The 16,051-nt window shown below is 73.1% G+C and carries 18 protein-coding genes and 1 pseudogene; 9 read left to right on the top strand and 10 right to left on the bottom strand.

What is annotated here, in order from left to right:
• The first annotated feature begins 8 nt into the window (after positions 1-8).
• Both DT057_RS03085 and DT057_RS03080 read left to right on the top strand, forming a co-directional pair.
• Positions 9-272 carry a DUF485 domain-containing protein gene (locus DT057_RS03085; protein ID WP_128560659.1) on the top strand — a complete coding sequence of 88 codons (264 nt, stop codon included), beginning with the start codon at positions 9-11 and terminating at the stop codon, positions 270-272.
• Between the two features lie 14 nt (positions 273-286).
• A complete protein-coding gene (locus DT057_RS03080) occupies positions 287-1,879 on the top strand; it encodes a sodium:solute symporter family transporter (RefSeq protein ID WP_203236170.1) in 1,593 nt (530 codons plus the stop codon).
• 244 nt (positions 1,880-2,123) lie between these two features.
• Here DT057_RS03080 and DT057_RS03075 read toward each other — a convergent pair whose 3' ends face one another.
• The gene (locus DT057_RS03075) at positions 2,124-2,693 is read right to left on the bottom strand and encodes a hypothetical protein (RefSeq protein ID WP_203236169.1); all 570 of its coding nucleotides are present in this window, start codon (positions 2,691-2,693) and stop codon (positions 2,124-2,126) included.
• A 477-nt stretch (positions 2,694-3,170) separates the two neighbouring features.
• On the opposite strand from DT057_RS03075, the gene DT057_RS03070 reads away from it, so the two are divergent.
• The 3 genes from DT057_RS03070 to DT057_RS03060 all read left to right on the top strand — a co-directional run bounded on the left by DT057_RS03070 (position 3,171) and on the right by DT057_RS03060 (position 4,629).
• Positions 3,171-3,380 carry a hypothetical protein gene (locus DT057_RS03070; protein ID WP_128560657.1) on the top strand — a complete coding sequence of 70 codons (210 nt, stop codon included), beginning with the start codon at positions 3,171-3,173 and terminating at the stop codon, positions 3,378-3,380.
• Between the two features lie 642 nt (positions 3,381-4,022).
• Positions 4,023-4,235 carry a hypothetical protein gene (locus tag DT057_RS03065; protein ID WP_128560656.1) on the top strand — a complete coding sequence of 71 codons (213 nt, stop codon included), beginning with the start codon at positions 4,023-4,025 and terminating at the stop codon, positions 4,233-4,235.
• A gap of 166 nt (positions 4,236-4,401) precedes the next feature.
• On the top strand, positions 4,402-4,629 hold the full coding sequence (locus DT057_RS03060; RefSeq protein ID WP_128560655.1) for a hypothetical protein: 228 nt from the start codon (positions 4,402-4,404) through the stop codon (positions 4,627-4,629).
• A 172-nt stretch (positions 4,630-4,801) separates the two neighbouring features.
• Here DT057_RS03060 and DT057_RS03055 read toward each other — a convergent pair whose 3' ends face one another.
• From DT057_RS03055 to DT057_RS03045, 3 genes are all read right to left on the bottom strand, one after another.
• Positions 4,802-5,191 (bottom strand): hypothetical protein, encoded by a 390-nt coding sequence (locus DT057_RS03055; protein ID WP_128560654.1) that lies wholly within the window; start codon positions 5,189-5,191, stop codon positions 4,802-4,804.
• 345 nt (positions 5,192-5,536) lie between these two features.
• Positions 5,537-6,310, bottom strand: coding sequence for a response regulator transcription factor (locus tag DT057_RS03050; protein WP_128560653.1), 774 nt, complete (start codon positions 6,308-6,310; stop codon positions 5,537-5,539).
• 379 nt (positions 6,311-6,689) lie between these two features.
• A complete protein-coding gene (locus DT057_RS03045) occupies positions 6,690-7,241 on the bottom strand; it encodes a hypothetical protein (RefSeq protein ID WP_128560652.1) in 552 nt (183 codons plus the stop codon).
• A gap of 234 nt (positions 7,242-7,475) precedes the next feature.
• Between DT057_RS03045 and DT057_RS03040 the strand changes: the two genes are divergently transcribed.
• Together DT057_RS03040 and DT057_RS03035 are read left to right on the top strand one after the other, a co-directional pair.
• Positions 7,476-7,754 (top strand): hypothetical protein, encoded by a 279-nt coding sequence (locus tag DT057_RS03040; RefSeq protein ID WP_128560651.1) that lies wholly within the window; start codon positions 7,476-7,478, stop codon positions 7,752-7,754.
• A 223-nt stretch (positions 7,755-7,977) separates the two neighbouring features.
• Complete coding sequence (locus DT057_RS03035) at positions 7,978-8,424, top strand: TIGR03067 domain-containing protein (protein ID WP_128560650.1); 447 nt, start codon at positions 7,978-7,980, stop codon at positions 8,422-8,424.
• A gap of 318 nt (positions 8,425-8,742) precedes the next feature.
• Here the strand turns inward: DT057_RS03035 and DT057_RS03030 are convergent, their stop codons facing one another.
• On the bottom strand, positions 8,743-9,669 hold the full coding sequence (locus DT057_RS03030) for an alpha/beta fold hydrolase (protein WP_238312829.1): 927 nt from the start codon (positions 9,667-9,669) through the stop codon (positions 8,743-8,745).
• A gap of 118 nt (positions 9,670-9,787) precedes the next feature.
• Between DT057_RS03030 and DT057_RS03025 the strand changes: the two genes are divergently transcribed.
• A complete protein-coding gene (locus DT057_RS03025) occupies positions 9,788-10,858 on the top strand; it encodes a LysR family transcriptional regulator (RefSeq protein ID WP_128560648.1) in 1,071 nt (356 codons plus the stop codon).
• 42 nt (positions 10,859-10,900) lie between these two features.
• On the opposite strand, the gene DT057_RS03020 is transcribed toward DT057_RS03025, so the two are convergent.
• From DT057_RS03020 to DT057_RS03000, 5 genes are all read right to left on the bottom strand, one after another.
• Complete coding sequence (locus DT057_RS03020) at positions 10,901-12,142, bottom strand: cytochrome P450 (RefSeq protein WP_128560647.1); 1,242 nt, start codon at positions 12,140-12,142, stop codon at positions 10,901-10,903.
• 4 nt (positions 12,143-12,146) lie between these two features.
• Positions 12,147-13,436 (bottom strand): NAD(P)/FAD-dependent oxidoreductase, encoded by a 1,290-nt coding sequence (locus DT057_RS03015; protein WP_128560646.1) that lies wholly within the window; start codon positions 13,434-13,436, stop codon positions 12,147-12,149.
• A complete protein-coding gene (locus DT057_RS03010; RefSeq protein WP_128560645.1) occupies positions 13,429-13,644 on the bottom strand; it encodes a ferredoxin in 216 nt (71 codons plus the stop codon). The genes DT057_RS03015 and DT057_RS03010 overlap by 8 nt, the downstream gene beginning before the upstream one ends.
• A gap of 141 nt (positions 13,645-13,785) precedes the next feature.
• Complete coding sequence (locus DT057_RS03005) at positions 13,786-15,057, bottom strand: nucleotide disphospho-sugar-binding domain-containing protein (RefSeq protein WP_128560644.1); 1,272 nt, start codon at positions 15,055-15,057, stop codon at positions 13,786-13,788.
• A gap of 218 nt (positions 15,058-15,275) precedes the next feature.
• Complete coding sequence (locus tag DT057_RS03000; protein WP_128560643.1) at positions 15,276-15,518, bottom strand: hypothetical protein; 243 nt, start codon at positions 15,516-15,518, stop codon at positions 15,276-15,278.
• A gap of 271 nt (positions 15,519-15,789) precedes the next feature.
• On the opposite strand from DT057_RS03000, the pseudogene DT057_RS02995 reads away from it, so the two are divergent.
• Positions 15,790-16,051: pseudogene (locus tag DT057_RS02995) on the top strand (hypothetical protein); the annotation flags it as partial.

Raw genomic sequence — 16,051 nt, 5'->3', positions numbered from 1 at the left:
GCCACGTCATGTCAGCCGATCGCACACTTGCCCGAGCACCGAACAACGACCTGCCGCAGGCTCGACTCGGCTGGATCATGGCGCTGATCCAGACGCTGATCTACGGCAGCTTCGTCGGCACCTTCATCGCGTCTCCCGCCACGATGACGCGGCCGGTCGCGCCCGGGATGGCCGTCACGGTCGCGACGGTCGGCGGCCTGCTCGTCATCCTCTCCACGATGGTCCTGACCGGGCTCTACGTCCTGCTGGCCAACCGTCTCACCGCGCGCTGAAGGAGCGAGAGATCATGCGCAGCCTCCTCCCCGCCGGCCTCGTCGTCCTGGGTGGCGCCACGCCGGCCTTCGCGGCCGAACCGGGCGGCGGCATGAACGTCGCGGCGGTGACGATGTTCGTCGCGATCGTCCTCGTGACGCTCGGCATCACCTACTGGGCGGCGCGGCGCGCCACCTCGGCGGACCAGTTCTACGCCGCGGGCGGCCAGATTTCCGGCTTCCAGAACGGCATTGCGCTCGCCGGCGACATGATCTCGGCGGGGGCCCTCCTGGGCCTGGCCGGGCTGATCTGCGCCTCCGGCTTCGACGGCCTCATCTTCGCCGTCGGCTACGCGACCGGCCTGCCCTTCGTCGTCTTCCTGGTGGCGGAGCGGCTCAGAAAGCTCGGCCGCTACACGGTGGCCGACGTGCTGGCGACGCGCCTGGCGGAGACGCCGATCCGGATCTTCACCGCGGTCGCGACGCTCGTCATCGTGATGTTCTACCTCATCGCCCAGATGGTCGGGGCGGGCCAGCTCATCCGGCTGCTGTTCGGCCTGGACTATCTCTACGCGCAGATCCTCGTCGGTGCGCTGATGATCTGCTACGTGATGTTCGGCGGCATGGTCGCCACGACCTGGGTGCAGATCGTCAAGGCCGTGCTGCTGCTCGGCGCCGGCATCGCGATCTCCCTATTGGTGCTGGCCTCGTTCGGCTTCAACTACGACAGCCTGGTCGCCCGGGCCGTCGCCGTGCATCCCAGGCACGCCGCCATCATGATGCCGCAGGTCTATTCCGGCAGCGTCTGGCAGTCGGTGTCCCTCGGCATGACGCTGATGCTCGGGACGGCGGGCCTGCCGCACGTGCTGATGCGCTTCTTCACCGTCCCGGACGCCCGCGCGGCCCGTGTGTCGGTGTTCTGGGCCGTGATGTGCCAGAGCGGCTTCTTCGCCCTCATTTTCGTGATCGGGTTCGGTGCGCTCGCCGTCATCGGCGGCGATGCAGCCTATCTCGACGCCCGGGGCGCCATCCGGGGCGGCGGCAACATGGCGACCATCCACCTGTCCCACGCGCTCGGCGGCGATAGGCTCATGGGCCTCGTCTCGGCGGTCGCGTTCGCCACGATCCTGGCAGTGGTCGCGGGATTGACGCTGACGGGCGCCTCGGCGGTCTCGCACGACCTCTACGCCCGCATCATCGGGCGCCGCAGCGCGACGGAACGCAGCGAGATCCGGGTCTCGCGCCTCGCCACCGTGTGCCTCGGCGTCCTGTCGGTCCTGCTCGGGATCGCCTTCCAGACCCAGAACGTCGCCTACATGATCAGCCTCGCCTACGCGGTCAGCTGCAGCTCGACCCTGCCGCTCCTGATCCTGGCGCTCTACTGGCGCGGGCTGACGACCCGCGGGGCCATCGCGGGCGGCGTGGTCGGTCTCGTCGGCGCGGTCCTCCTCACGGTCCTCGGGCCGCCGGTCTGGGTCAAGGTGCTGGGCAACGCCGCACCCATCTTCCCCCTGGATCCGCCCACCATCGTGACGATGCCGGTCGCGTTCCTGACGGCCGTCCTGGTCTCGGTCCTCGATCGGAGGCGCGCGCCGGCTGCGGCGCTGTCCCAGGCCGTCTCGGTCTGACGACCCCGGCCTCGCCCTCCTCCCGCGAGGGCGAGGCCCGATCGCGCAATGCCTCATCGCGAGCCTCCGCGACGAAGCCTGTGGCACCCATTCCAACGGCTTCCGTGCAGCGCTTCGTCACCTCGCACCCCGCCACGTGGCGGTGTTCTTGTCGGTCTACAGCATAGCTATCGACGTCGATCAGGACTGGATGGGGAACGCCGAGACAGCACGGCTGACGGGTGAGACATGGGAGTGCTGAGCGTCACTGCTGTCGGAACAGCTCGTGGTCGTCAGCTATGACGCGGTAGCGCTGCTCGGCCCCTGCCTTTGACCGGATCCGCGGCGGCGCCTTCGCCAGACCGGTGAGCCACTTGTCGAGCTTCGCGGTCGTCAGCTTCTCGATCTCGCCGAGAGGCGGATAGATGAACGCCCCGGCTCGGTGGCGGGCGTCCAGGCCGGACTTCCGGTTGGCGTCCAGGAAGTCGAGGTACGTCTCCAGGGCGTCCCTGACGGTCAGCGGGCTGGTCTTGCCGGCCGCGGCGTGCGCCCGCTGCACCATGCGCTCTCGGGCCCGCTCTTGTGCCTGCCGGAAGCTTAGGATCGCGAGGCCGTCCGGGTCGGAGAAGTCGTCGGCCGTCGCCAGCGTCTCGACCTCGTAGGCTTGCTCCCCGGTGCAGTGGCGGGCGACCCACTTACCGGCGCCCTTGGCCGCCTTGCGATAGCCGAGATGCAGGCCCGGTTCGAGATTGCGGAAGTACGGCTTGCCGCGAGGCTCAAGGCGAGCGCGGGCGGTGCGGGAGTCGGGATTGGCATCTCGGACAGTACGGGCCATGGCATGCGTCTTCCTGATCCGTGTCCAACGGATGTCCAATACGCGTGGATGGACAGCCACACACAAGCTTGGATAGCTGCGGACTAACGGTCTGCGATAAAACAGCTTTCGAAAACAGCCGCGGGCACGAATGGACTTGAGAGAAACTCTTTCACGGTGAGAACAGGGGTTCGCGTCCCTTGGGAGCGCCAGCGATCTCGATGACTTGAGGTCGGGATCGCGAACCGGATGATCAACGGATTTCCTTCAGATCGGCAGGACGGGGGTGGATCGAGACCCGCCCCGGCGCACCGGGCTGTCGCCGGCTCTCCCCGTCGGCGAGCCGCTGCCCGCGCCCGCGCGCGATCCGGCCTGAGCCGCCGGCCACGTCTCGACGTCGCGCCCGGGTCGCGGCGCAGGCCCGTCCGACGATAATCGTTTGAACCTGTGACCGCCTCCGGCTGTTCGTGTGGGGAGCGAGACGGAGGAACCGTGGCGATGCGTGTCGGAGATCGGGCCTGGCAGGGCGGGCGGCTCGTCGAGGTCGGCGTGTGCGGGCTGGCCCGGTACGCCCGGATGAGCACCGGCGAGACGATCTGGTGGGGCTCGGAGGAGGACGTGCCCGACCGCGTCGCACTCGCGGCCTCGGCGACCGAGACGGAGCGCGCCGGCAACGGCGGTGCCCTGGCGCGGGAGCCGGCGGCGTAGCCGGCGGGGACTGCAATTCCCGCCCCAGCGAGGCCGATGCGCGCTCGGACGCGAGGTGGCGCGGCCTGAGCCGATGGGGGACGGGCGCAGGCCGGCCGCGCCCGCCCGACGCACGACGGGGCGGCGTCGCCCTCACCGGCACCGTGGAGGCGCCACGCTCCCCGTGACGGGGCCGGGCGGTCTCGGGCGAAACCGTCCTGACGTTCCTGCGGGCGACCCCGCGGGTCGCGGACGCGTCGCGGCCGAACTCTCGGCAGGCGGGTAGCCGGCACGTCGGGGTGACACCCGCGCGCCCCGGGGGCCATTCGGATCGACGCGGGCGGCCGCCTGCCCCGGTGCGCGCCGGGCGGGCGCAGCGCGGGCGTTCCCCGGCGGGCCCGGTCCGGCCGCGACAGCGGGACCCACCCGGCACGCCGCGAACGGCATCAGATCTGCATGGATCCCGCCTCGGAGAGACACACCGGGCTCGGCGCACTCACATCGCGCCGGCGCTGGACGGAACAATGTTCGCCAGCCCAGGTTTCCGGTGAGCGCTTCATCATGAAAATTTGAGACAATCGAATCACTACAATCGTCCGCAGGCGAAGTCGACTTCCCGAAAATACAAGCATATGATTTTTGTCGTTGAAATAGGCCGGCAACATGAACGTTGACACCGAGACCGATAATCATCATGCGTTTGTTGAAGGTCGTCAAATTGCAATGAACTCGCCGGATCCGAAAAGCGTTGCGCTGGAAGCATCGTCCAGATTGCCAATGCTCGCATTCCTTGTTGTTCTGCTGGCATTGACGGTGAATTGGGCGCTCTTTATCAGCTGGGTCGCCTACAAAATCGTGTCGTATGTAATCTGGTAGTTGTTGCAGTGCACAAGTCATTCGGCGGTCCCCAATCTGTTTCACACTGCGCCGCACAATAGCTCAAGATCTCGCGATTGTCCGTGCCTTGAAATTGAGCTCAAGCACGTCTTGATAGCGTCTGCTTTCCGAGTACGATGCTGATCGAACCCGATTGGCTGCAACAATGTCGTACTTCTGTATCGCGGGCCTCGGTGGTGCCGCAGGACTGAGCCTGCCCTGGCCCTGGCTGATCGCCCTCGCCACGATCCTCGCGATCGCCACCGGCGTCGCCGGCGCGATTCACGCTCAGCCGTTGCTGACGGTCCTCATGGATGCCGGGGTCGCCGTGCTCGTCCTGGACATGGGCTTCGTGGCCTCGGTCCTGCTGGGTCTCGCCCCGAGCTTTCGTTGACGCCGCGCTGANCGCGCGCCGCCGCGGGCGGGCGCGACGGCGCGGGCCGCGATCCTCGCGGTCGCGCCGCAGGCGAATCCGCCGGTGCAATCCGCCCGGGCGGCCGCGCGAAACGGCCCACCGCCGCGGCGGCGGGCCCGGCCCGAGGGACCCGGCCGCGGTCGGGCGGGACTCACGCCGTGGCGTCGAGGATCTTGCCGGCGCGGTCGACCTTGCAGCTCAGCACGCCCGCGCGGACCTCCAGGTTCTCGGAGCCGGTGTTGCGCGCGTAGAGGATGCGGAACGCGACCGGGGCGACGTAGCCCTCCGGCGTGCGGGTCTGGGGGCCGGCCGAGCTCGCCTCCACCCGCACGGCTCCGAGGGCCGCCGCCGCACTCGCCACCACCGTCTGGCAGGCGTCGACGGTCTCGTTGCGGCCCCGGCCCACCGGCAGGGGCGTGTAGATGAAGCGCAGGGCCTGCATGGTGCCCCGCATGAAGCCGTAGCCCGGGACGTACGACACGATGGTGTTCTCACCCTGCGCCACGGAGGCCTGGGACGCCGGGGTCAGCTGCCAGGGCATGTTCCACGTCGTATCGCCGGACCGGCCGGTTTGCGGGAGCGCCGCGAACGTCGTGTTGTCGCCGGCCAGGGCCGGCGACAGCGTGGCGGCGATTGCGGCACCCAGGACGCACGCGGCTCTGGAACCTAATGCCTTCATGTCTTCCTCCACAAAGTACTAACAACGCTTGTCAAACTCGAGAGTTGCGCGCGCCGCCGCGCGTGGTTCCCGCCCCGGTCTTATCAGGTCAGGTCGGCGCCTCCTCCTGTGCCGCCGCGGGTCCCCGCCGGACGACGGAGGTCGGCGGCTCCGGCTGCCAAGGGGCCGCCTCTGGGTCGAGCGGATTTCCGGTGCGCGCACCGACATTCACTTAAGATCGAATGTACGAACGACGACCTCTGTTCTGTTGGTGACGCCGAGACGTCTCATGATGTTGCGCACGTGGACCTTGACGGTGCTCTCCTTCATGTCGAGATCGAAAGCGATGATCTTGTTGGCCTTGCCCTTCCGCAGGCGCTCGAGGACGGCAGCCTGGCGCGGTGTGAACTGGCTGCGCGGATCGGCCGAGGCGGCGTCCTCGTGCCGCTGGAGCAGGCAGCTCGCCGGCACGAAGACGCCGCCGGCGCGCACGAGGCGCATCGCCTCGATCGCCACCTTGAGGCTGACGTTCGTCGGGATGTAGCCGCGGGCGCCCTCGTTGAGGCGCGCGATGATCTCGCCGGGATCCTCGCTGTCGCACAGGAGCACGACGTTGGCACCGGGTCCGAGCCGCGACAGGAGCGCGGCCTCCCGCGAGGACCCGCTCCGGACGGCCTCGCGGGGGTCGTAGTAGAGCACCACCATGTCGCCGTCGCGGTGGCCGATCCCGGCGCGGTCCCAGGCGTCGATCGACGCGTAGGTGACGATCTCGTGGTCCGGGATGGCGGCGGCCAGGCACCGGCTGAGGCACTCGCGCACGAGTTGGCGCGGCTCGATGATCACGACCGTGGGCTTGACCGGCGCCGCGTCGACCTTCGCCGGTTGGGCGTTCCCGGCCTGGCCCGTCCCGGCCTGGCCCGTCCCGGGCTGGTCGTCCCCCTCCGGAACACAGCCGATCGGAGCCTTCTCGGCACTGGCAGCGAACGTATCGAAATGGTACACTTCAAGATCCTCCCAGGATATACTGGCGATTCTCGCAAGCAGCGTGCCCAGACGGGCACGGGATTTCACTGGCTTAGTCAGTCTTGGCCGCGACAGCGATGGGTGGCGTCCGCCGGCCTGTTGCCGTGCTTACTCGGCGCGACTGTTCTGCTGAAGGTCGCACGGCGGGCTCGGCCTTGGCCCCTCGCGGGCGCGCACCCGCTCACCTCGACCGGGATGAGGCTCGTGTGAACGGGATGCGTTCACGCGCGCCGCCGGGGAAGGAGCGATGGGCTAGTCGAACGCCGTGCCGGCCTGATCGGGCAGCACTGGGCTCGCGTCCGGGCCGGCGATGCGCCGGAGGCGGCTCCCTGCGGGTTGCAGGCGGCCGGCGGCGCGGTCAGGCGCCGGCCTTCCGCCTCACGTGGCCGGGGTACCAGCCGGAGAACTTCACGGCTCCGACGAGGGCCAGCACGATGGCCAGGACGCCGACGCGATGGGGCACCTGGGGCAGGTAGAGGAGGGCCAGTTCGGCCGCGACCATCACCGCGAAGGCGAGCGCCCACGCGCCCGTGATGATGGTGTTGGTGCGCAGGAACTCCGGCGTGTGGTGGAACGCGGGGTCGACCTGCTCCCGCGCGTACGGCACCGTGAAGGGACGCCCGAGCGCCATGGTGGCGAGCACGATCACCAGGAGGCCGGCATCGACGCGGAGCCGCACGCCGACGACCGACCAGGCGGGGGAGCCGAGCACCGCGTAGAGCGCCAGGGCGCAGAACAGGAGCGCCGTGCCGATCTCCAGGACCTTGGGACTGCGCGCCGGCGTCACCGCGTCCCGGACGACGAAGGCCGCGGCGATCAGCGCTCCCGCGATCAGGCCCTCGGTGGGCCCGACGATCCGGTCGACCACCGCGAAGGCGATGAAGGGCGCGAAGGCCAGCCGGATCCCCATGGCGTGGTGCCTCCGCGGGGCCCGGCACCCCGCCGCGCCTCGAGACGCGGCGGATGATGGCGCGGAACGCAGGTGCGTCGAAGGGCCGACCACGGCGGCCGGGCCGGCCGCCGCCGGGTCGAGGCGGCCGCCTCCGGAAGTCCGGTGCGGCGCCGCACAGAAACCACGGGGCGGGCCCGTCTATGCCAGGCCATCGCTACTGCGTTCCGACGTGCTCTGAAGCCGGAGAGAACCATGATAGCTCTGGCCGTTGCTCGGCTGCCGAGGTCCGGCAGGTCCGGCCGCCTCGATCCTGCCGGACACGGGCCCGCAGCATTGCGGGCCGATCGCAGCGCCGGCCCGTCCCTGACGATCGCCGTGGCGGCGGCGGTCGCGGCCGGGCTGCTCGTGAGCGCCGCGGCGCTCGGCCCGGCGGTCGCCCAGCTCGGCGACGAGGTGCAGCGCCAGGCGTCCCGCTTCCTGCTGGAGATCGTCTGCACGGCGGCCGGCGGTGCGGCCCATTGCGGACACTGAGCCGTCCGGCGGATCGGTCCCCGGGCCCCGGGCCGGGCGGCGTGCGCCGGCAGGCCGGGGCCGCTCGCGTCGCCGGACGCCCGACCGCTCCAAGGTCCCCGCCGACCCGGACGCCGCCGCGGCTCGGGCCGGCGCGCCGCTCCGGCGCGGATGGGCCACAAGCGCCGTCCGGTGCGCTACAACCGCCCTCTCGCGCTCGCGGCGCGACACGGGAGGCACGCTCATGAGACGGCTCGGCCTTGCACTCACCCTGTCTCTCGGCTTCGCCACGGCGGCGTGGCCCGCCGACGACGAGGCGGAGCGCACGGCCTTGCAGCAGACCTGGCACGCCGTCGCGGCGGAGCGGGACGGCATGCCGGCGCCGGAGCTCGTGGGCCATCGCCTGACCCTCACGCAGGACCGGTTCCGGATCACGCGGGACGGCCGGCTTCTCTTCGGGGGACGATACGCCACCGATCCGTCGACCCGGCCGGCCAGCATCGCCTTCCACCAGGACGAGGGGCCGAGCCTGCGCGGCGAGTGGCGCGGGATCTACCGCGTGTCCGACGACCGCCTGGACATCGTCGACAACGCCGACGACCAGCAGAAATCCCCGCCGACGCAGTTCGCGACGACGCCGGGATCGGGCTACGTCCTCGTCCGGTTCGAGCCGGCGCGCCGGACACCCTGAGCGGGGGGCCGGTGCGGCGCACGCTCCCCCGAGGTCGCGAACTGGAAGAGCGCCGAGGCGGCTTCGCGCCGTTCGGCGAAGGCGCCCCCGTCGCGACGACGAGCACGGTTGCGGGGGCCCGCCTCCTGGCCGGCGGCGCCGGCGCCCCGGATGCCGGCGCGCGCGTGCGCAAGTCCGACTTCGCGCGCTCCGCCACCGACGCCGCCACGCTCGACCCCCTCCCCCCGGAGAGGCCCTGTCGCTCGCCGGAGCGCGCGCCGCCGTTCCGGGCGGCGGAAAACGGCGCGCGCCGCGGAAGCGCGGGCGATCCGGCGCCCGTCAGGACGCCGCGAGATGCCGGTCGAGGAAGGTCCGGATCAGGGGCGCCATCTCGTCCAGCTTGTCCTCGAGCGCGAAGTGCCCGGTATCGAGCAGGTGAAGCTCCGCGTCGGGCAGGTCGCGCAGGTACGGGGTGGCGCCCTCGGCCGGGAAGATCGTGTCGTTCTTGCCCCAGACGATCAGGGTCGGCGGCTTCCGGGCGCGGAAGAAGGCCTGGAATTGGGGGTAGAGCGGAACGTTCGTGCCGTAGTCGCGGAACAGGTCGAGCTGGATGTCGCGGTTGCCCGGACGGTCGAGCAGGACCTGGTCGTGCAGCCAGTTGTCCGGGTCGATGCGCGAGACGTCGCGGACGCCGTCCACGTACTGGAACTTCGTGGTCTCGGGGGCGACCAGGAAGCCGAGCGCCTCGCGCCGGGCGGGCGTGTCCTCGCGCCAGTAGGCCTTGATGGGGTCCCAGAACTCCCGCAGGCCCTCCTCGTAGGCGTTGCCGTTCTGGACGATGAGCGCGCTCACCCGCTCGGGGTGCTTGAGCGCGAGCCGGTACCCGACCGGGGCGCCGTAATCCATCACGTACATCGCGAAGCGCGTCACGCCGAGATGCCGGAGGAGCCCGTCCATCAGGTCGGCGTAGCGGCCGAAGCCGTAGGCGAAGCCCGCGCGGTCCGGGGACGCGCTCTGCCCGAAACCCGGGTAGTCCGGGGCGATCACGCGGTAGCGGTCGGCCAGGAGCGGGATCAGGTTGCGGAACATGTGCGAGGAGGTGGGAAAGCCGTGCAGCAGGAGCACGACCGGCGCCCCCGCGGGGCCCGCCTCCCGGTAGAAGATCTCGATCCCGTCGACCGAGGCGGTGCGGTGATGCGTCACCGCCGGGGCGGCCGCGGGATCCGGGCTCGCCTTCGCCGGAGCGGCCGCGGCCGAAGCACTCACAGGAGTCGGAACGTCCACTTGCAGCCCCCTGCACGAGAGAAGTGGCCGGACGCTAAGCCTTTGCGCGGCTTCCCGGAACGCCTAAGCTGCGAAAGCTCACCTTTCGCGGGACGCAACGATGGCCGACCGTCTCGATGCCATGCGGGTGTTCGTGGCCGTGCTCGACGAGGGCAGCCTCGCCGGCGCCGGCCGGCGCCTGGCCCGGTCGCCGGCCGCCGTCACCCGGGCGGTCGCGTCCCTCGAGGCCCATGTCGGGGCACAGCTCCTGCACCGCACGGCGCGCCGGCTTCAGCTCACGGAGGTCGGCGCGCGCTACGCCGCCGTCTGCCGCCGCGTGCTGACGGACCTCGACGAGGCCGATCTCTCGGCGGCCGGCGACCAGGCGGCCCCGCGCGGCGTCCTCACGGTGACGGCGCCGGTCATGTTCGGGACCCGGGTGCTGCGCCCGATCGTCGGCGCCTTCCTGCGCGCCTACCCGGCGGTCCAGATCCGCTACCTGCTGCTCAACCGCATGACGAGCCTCGTGGACGAGGGGATCGACGTGGCGCTGCGGATCGCGCCGCTGCCGAGCTCGGCCCTCATCGCGCTGCGCATCGGCGAGGTCCGGCGCGTCCTGTGCGCCTCGCCGGCCTACCTGGCGCGCCGGCCCGCGCCCGCGTGCCTGGCGGACCTCGCGGGCCACGACTGCATCGGCGTCGAGCCGACCAGCCCGGACGACGTCTGGACCTTCCCGCCGGCGCCGGGCGGCCGGGGCGCGCGGACGGTTCGGGTCCGGCCCCGCCTGATGGTGAACGCCGACGAGGCGGCCGTGAGCGCGGCCATCGACGGCGAGGGCATCGTGCGGATGTTCTCGTACAAGATCCAGCAGGAGGTCGCGGACGGGCGCCTGGTGATCCTGCTGCCCGGCGACGAGCCGCCGCCGGTCCCGGTCCACCTCGTGGCCTCGCCGGAGCGCCTGGCGCTCGCCAAGGTCCGCACCTTCATGGATTTCGCCGGCGCGCGCCTGCGGGCCGACCTCGACCGGGCGGCGCCGGGCTCCGGGCGCGGGCCCGATGCGGTCCCGCGGCCCGAATCCGCCCGCGGACATGAGCCGGTCCACGGACATGAACCCGCCCGCGGGCCGCACCGGGAGGGCGCCCGGCCCGGCATCCGGCCGCGGGCGCCGGGCCCGGCGCTGCGGCCGGACTGACGCCCGCTCGGGCGCACGTGGTCCCGCCGCCGCCGGGGCGGCTCAGGCCACCCCGTCGATCGCGAGCCGCAGGTGCTCCGGCCCGCGCAGGGACGCGCCCGGCCGGTAGGGCGGCGGGTCCTCGATCAGGCGCGGGTCCCGGAGGCGCCGCGCCAGCGCCACCAGCGCCGCCTCCGCCTCGAGTCGCGCCAGGGGCGCGCCGACGCAGAAGTGAAGGCTGGCCCCGAAGCCGAAATGCTGGTTGTCCTCCCGGTCCGGGTCGAAGCGGTCGGGGTCGCGGAACCGGGCCGGGTCGCGGCTGCCGGAGGCGAACAGCAGGACGACCGGGGCGCCCGCCGGGATCGTCGTCCCCTCCAGGCGGATGTCCGCGAGGGCCTTGCGGGTGCGGAAGTGCACCGGCGGCTCGTAGCGCAGCAGCTCCTCGATCAGCCGCGGGGCGATCTCGGGATCGGCGCGCAGCCGCGCCAGGTGCTCGGGGAATCGCAGCAGGGTGAGCATCCCGTTGGTGATCAGGTTGACCGTCGTCTCGTGGCCCGCGATCAGCAGGAGGATCGCGGTCGCGATCAGGTCGTAATCGCCCATCCGGCCGACCTTCGGGTCCGCGTGGGTGGCGAGGGCGGTGAGGAGATCGTCCTGCGGGTGCCGGCGCTTGGCCCGGACGAGGTCCTGCATGTAGGCGGCGATCTCGTCGAAGGTCGCGATGTTCCTGCCCAGCGCCGCCGCGTCCTGGCGGATGTCGGGCTCGAGGGCGGTGGCGAGCTGCGTCGCCCAGCCGTGGAAGCGCGGCTCGTCCTCCCGCGGCACGCCGAGGAGCTCGCAGATCACCGTCACGGGGAGCGGGTAGGAGAAGTCGTCGACGAGGTCGATCGTGCGGGCGTCGCGCTGCCGGTCGAGGAGGTCCGCCACCAGGGCGTCGACGCGGCCGTGCATCGCCCGCACCCGCTCGGGCGTGAACTGGCGCATGACGTGGCGGCGCAGCACGTCGTGGTCGGGCGGATCGCGGAAGATGAACGGCCGGTGCCCCCTGCGGATCCGGTCCTTGAGCGGGTTGATGACCCAGTCCTTCAGGGGGTTGCCGGTGCGGGCGTGGGCGGCGTCCGGCAGGTCCTCGGAGCTGATGCGCGGATCGAACACGAGGGCGCGCAGCGCCGCGTGGGTGGTCACCACGCAGGTCCCGTCGTGCTGGCGCGCCACTGGTGTCTCGCGCAGGCGCGCGTAGAGCGGGTACGGGTTCGGGCGGTGGGCCGGGTCCTTGACCGCGGAGAACAGCATCGGATCGGGCATGGGCTCACGTCCTCGCCGGGCGCGTCGGGAAGCCGGGATCGGCCGGGGCGAAGCGGCCCTGGTCGGTGGCGCCGACGATGGGCGGGAACGCGTCGCCCGCCTCGATCCGCGCCGCGTAGGCCGGGAGCCAGCGGGTGGAGTCGAAGGACACCGCCGCCACGGTGCGGCCGGCCCGGCCGTAGACCGCCACGAAGCGGCGCTCCGCGAGGCTGCCCTGGGTGACGGCGACCGCGTCCGCGCCGTTCGTGAGGCCGACCGACTTGATGTTGACGTCGAACTGGCTCGACCAGAAGGCCGGCATCGCCGCGTAGGGGCCGTGCCCGTCGGAGCGCCCGGCCAGGGTGCGGGCGGCGTGCTCGGCCTGCTCGACGGCGTGCCCCCAGTGCTCGAAGGCGACCGGGCCATCCTGCGCGAGCGGGTGGGGAAAGCGCGCGACGTCGCCCGCCGCGACCACGCCCGCGACGGGCTGGCCGTGGGTATCGAGGACGCGGCAATCCCCGTCGCAGGACACGCCCCCGGCATCCGCCGCGACGCCCGCGCCCGCGAGCCACTCGGTGTTGCGCACGGCGCCGAGCGCCGCCACGACGACCTCCGCGGCGACCGTGCCGCCGCCCGCCAGGCGCGCCGCCCGCACCCGCCCCGAGGCGTCGCCCTCCAGGGCCGCCACGCGGGTCCCGGGGCGGTAATCGACCCCGGCCTGCCTCAGGAGTCCCTGGACGACGGACCCGACCCGGGTGCCGAGCACGGAGGCGAGCGGCGCCGGGTTGGGGTCGACCAGGGTGACGGGCAGCCCGATGGTGCGGCAGGCGGAAGCCGCCTCGCAGCCGATGAAGCCCGCCCCGACGATGAGGACCCGCGCGGGACCCGCCGCGAGCGCGGCGCGCAGGCGGGCCGCGTCGTCCCGGTTGCGGATCGTGTGGACGCCCGCGAGGGCGGCCTCGCCGGCGTCCGGCCAGGGCCGCGCCCGCGTCCCGGTGGCGATCAGCAGCCGGTCGAAGGGCAGGCGCTCGCCGCTCGCCAGCACCACCGCCCGGGCCGCGAGGTCGAGCCCGGCCGCCCGGCAGCCGAGGCGCCAAGTCAGGTCGAGGCCGCGATGCATCGGTAGCGCCAGGCCGTCCGGCCGCGCCTCGCCGGTCAGCACCCGCTTCGAGAGCGGCGGGCGGTCGTAGGGCGGGTGCGGCTCCTCGCCCACGACCGTGATCGGGCCCCGGTGGCCCTCGCGCCGCAGGGCCTCGGCGCCCCTGACGCCCGCCAGGGAGGCGCCGACGACGATGGCCCGGGACGCCTCAGCCACGGTCCCGCGGTGCCTCGGGCACCGCCTCGAACCGGATGGCGCGCACCGGGCAGGCCTGGACCGCCCGCTCGATCTCCCGGCGGCGCTCGGGCGGCGGCGCCGGGTCGTAGACCAGCACCTCGAGCCCGTGGATGGCGAAGCTGTCGGGGGCCGCGAAGCAGCACTGGGCGTAGGCCTGGCAGCGGTTCAGGTCGACGACGACGCGCATGGGCGCTCCCCCTGGCGCGGCCCGGCGCCGCCTCGATGCATTATGGGCAAGCCCCGCGGCGTGGCCAGCCCGGGACCGGCGCGGCGCCGGACCGCAACCTCGCGCGGCGCCGGCATCGCGGCCGGCGCGGCGCCCCTGATGTCAGGCCGCGGCCGCCCGGCAGGTCGCGTCGATCACCGCCAGGATCTCGCCGGGCGTGTCGTGGCGGGCGAACTCCGCCGCCATCGCGCCGGCCCGCGCGCGGTAGCGGGGCTCGTCCAGCACCGCCGCGACGCTCCGGCTCAAGCTGTCGGGGTCGGGCGCGTTCGTGGCGAGGTTGAGCCCGACACCGGACCAGGCGACGCGCGCGCCCACCTCGGCCTTGTCCTCGGTCAGCCCGGCCGACACGATCGGCCGGCCGGCCTGGAGGGCCGCCAGCACGGTGCCGTAGCCGCCGTTCGTCACGAGCGCGTCGATCCGCGGCATCAGGTCGCCGAAGGGCAGGAAGGTCGCGACGCGGGCGTTCGGGGGCAGCGGCCCGCGGACCGCGTCGAGGGGCCGCCCGCCCGTCGTCGCGAGCACGAGCAGGTCCTGGCGCGCCGCGAGGGCGGCGAGCGTCGGCTCGAGGAGTTCCCCGAGATCCTGGTTGGCGAGGGTGCCCTGCGTGACGAGCACGACGCGGCGTCCCCCGTCGAGGTCCGGCCACCAGCCGGGACGCGGGTCCGCGGAGGCCGGGGGCGGCAGGGCGCCGACGAAGTGCACCGTCCGCGGCAGCGGGTCGAACGGGTACTCGAAGGACGGGATCGTCAGCTGCACGAGGGCGTCCGGCAGTGTGAGGATCGCGTGCGGCAGGGAGGCCGGGAGCCCGCCGAGGCCCAGGCCGGCGAGCGCCCGGTCGGTGTAGGCCCGGACCGGGTTGGTGAACGCGGCATCGACCGCCGCCCTGATCGCGGCGTAGCGCGCCGCCTCGGCGGCGTCCCGGGCCGGCGGCAGGCCCGGCCCGACCGGCGCGCCGTCGGGCCGGTCGAGGAACAGGAAGCTCACGTTGACGACGACGACCGGCGGCCGGGGGCGGGCGTCGAGGAGCAGCGGCAGCACGCCGAGGAAGAGGCTGCCGGCGACGACGGCGTCCGGCCGCTCCCGGGCGATCAGGTCGTGCAGCACCCGCGCCTGCAACGGCATGCGGTCGATGAAGCGCTGCTCGAACTCCCGCCGATAGCGCTCCGGGCCCGCCGGGAGCGCGGTCTCGCGGAACTCGGCGGCGTGGTCGTCCGCGTAGGTCAGGCAGCGGAGGCCCGCCTCCTCCACCCGCCCGCAGAACGCCCGCGAGGTCGTCACCACGACGTCGTCGCCCCGCGAGGCCGCCGCGCCCGCGATGGAGAGGAGCGGGTTGATGTGCCCGGTGAGCGGCGTCGCAGCAAAGAGCAGCTTCATCACGCGTGTCCCCGTGCGGGGCGCCGGGGCGCCCGGGGGCCGGCGGCGCGCTCTCAGCGGCGGCGCCGGTCGGGGGATGTCTGGGCGATGCGCGCCGTCCCCGCCATGCGACGCGTTCGCCGCGCGGGGACCGGGCCGGCCTGCGACGTCCGGCGGTCGCGCGGGCCTTGCGTCCACGGCCGCCCGGGCCCGGCCCCGGCCCCGGCCGCGTGCGGCGCTCAGGCGAGCGGGCGCCGCGCCGGTGCGTCGAGCCTGATCACGAAGCGGCCGCGGTCCCACAGCTCGATCGCGTGGTTCTCCACCATCGTCAGGGCGAACCGGACCGCATCCCGGTCGTCGTTGGCATTGATCAGTTCCGCCCAGACGAGCCTGTCGTCGTGGTCGACGAGGTAGGCGCGGTAGCAGGGCTGGTCGGGTCCGAACGTCCTGTTGAGCGTCGATGCGGAGGACGCGTTCAGCATCTGTCTCCCTCTCCCGAGCCCGCGGAATGCCGGCAGGCCGGACCTTAGTCGCGCGACCGGGCCGGGGGATCGCTCAGATGGGGGAGGCGCGGCGCCGGACGCTCCCCGGCCGCCGCGGCCGGTAACCACACCGGCGCGGGACAGCGCGGCCAGGACCACACCGGCGCGGGATCAGCGCGGCCGGCGCCGCTCGGCCCTTGACCGCGGCCCGCGCGGCGGGCGTCGTGGGGGTTCCCGCGCCGAATCGTGTCCCCCGCAGCCGAGCCCCCGCATGTCCTCGCGCATCGATCACGCCACCGTCCTGACCCTCCTGCGCCGCGCGACCGAGAAGGTGCGCGCCTCGAACGCCCGCGCGGCCCAGGCCGAGGCCCGCGCCGCGCATCTCGGCCGCGAGGTCGGCACGGTCCTGGCCCGGGTCGAGGCCGCCCTGCACGGCGCCGCCGGGGAGCGCGGGGAGGCCAGGCGCGCCGCCGCCGAGGCCGAGGCCCGGGTCGGGGCCGCCGAGGCGCTGCTGGCGAGCGAGCGCGCCAGGG

It is taken from the genome of Methylobacterium crusticola, from assembly GCF_003574465.1.
GTDB classification, from domain to species: domain Bacteria; phylum Pseudomonadota; class Alphaproteobacteria; order Rhizobiales; family Beijerinckiaceae; genus Methylobacterium; species Methylobacterium crusticola.
Note: the sequence above shows the minus strand (reverse complement) of the source record. Positions and strands in the feature narration are given on the sequence as shown.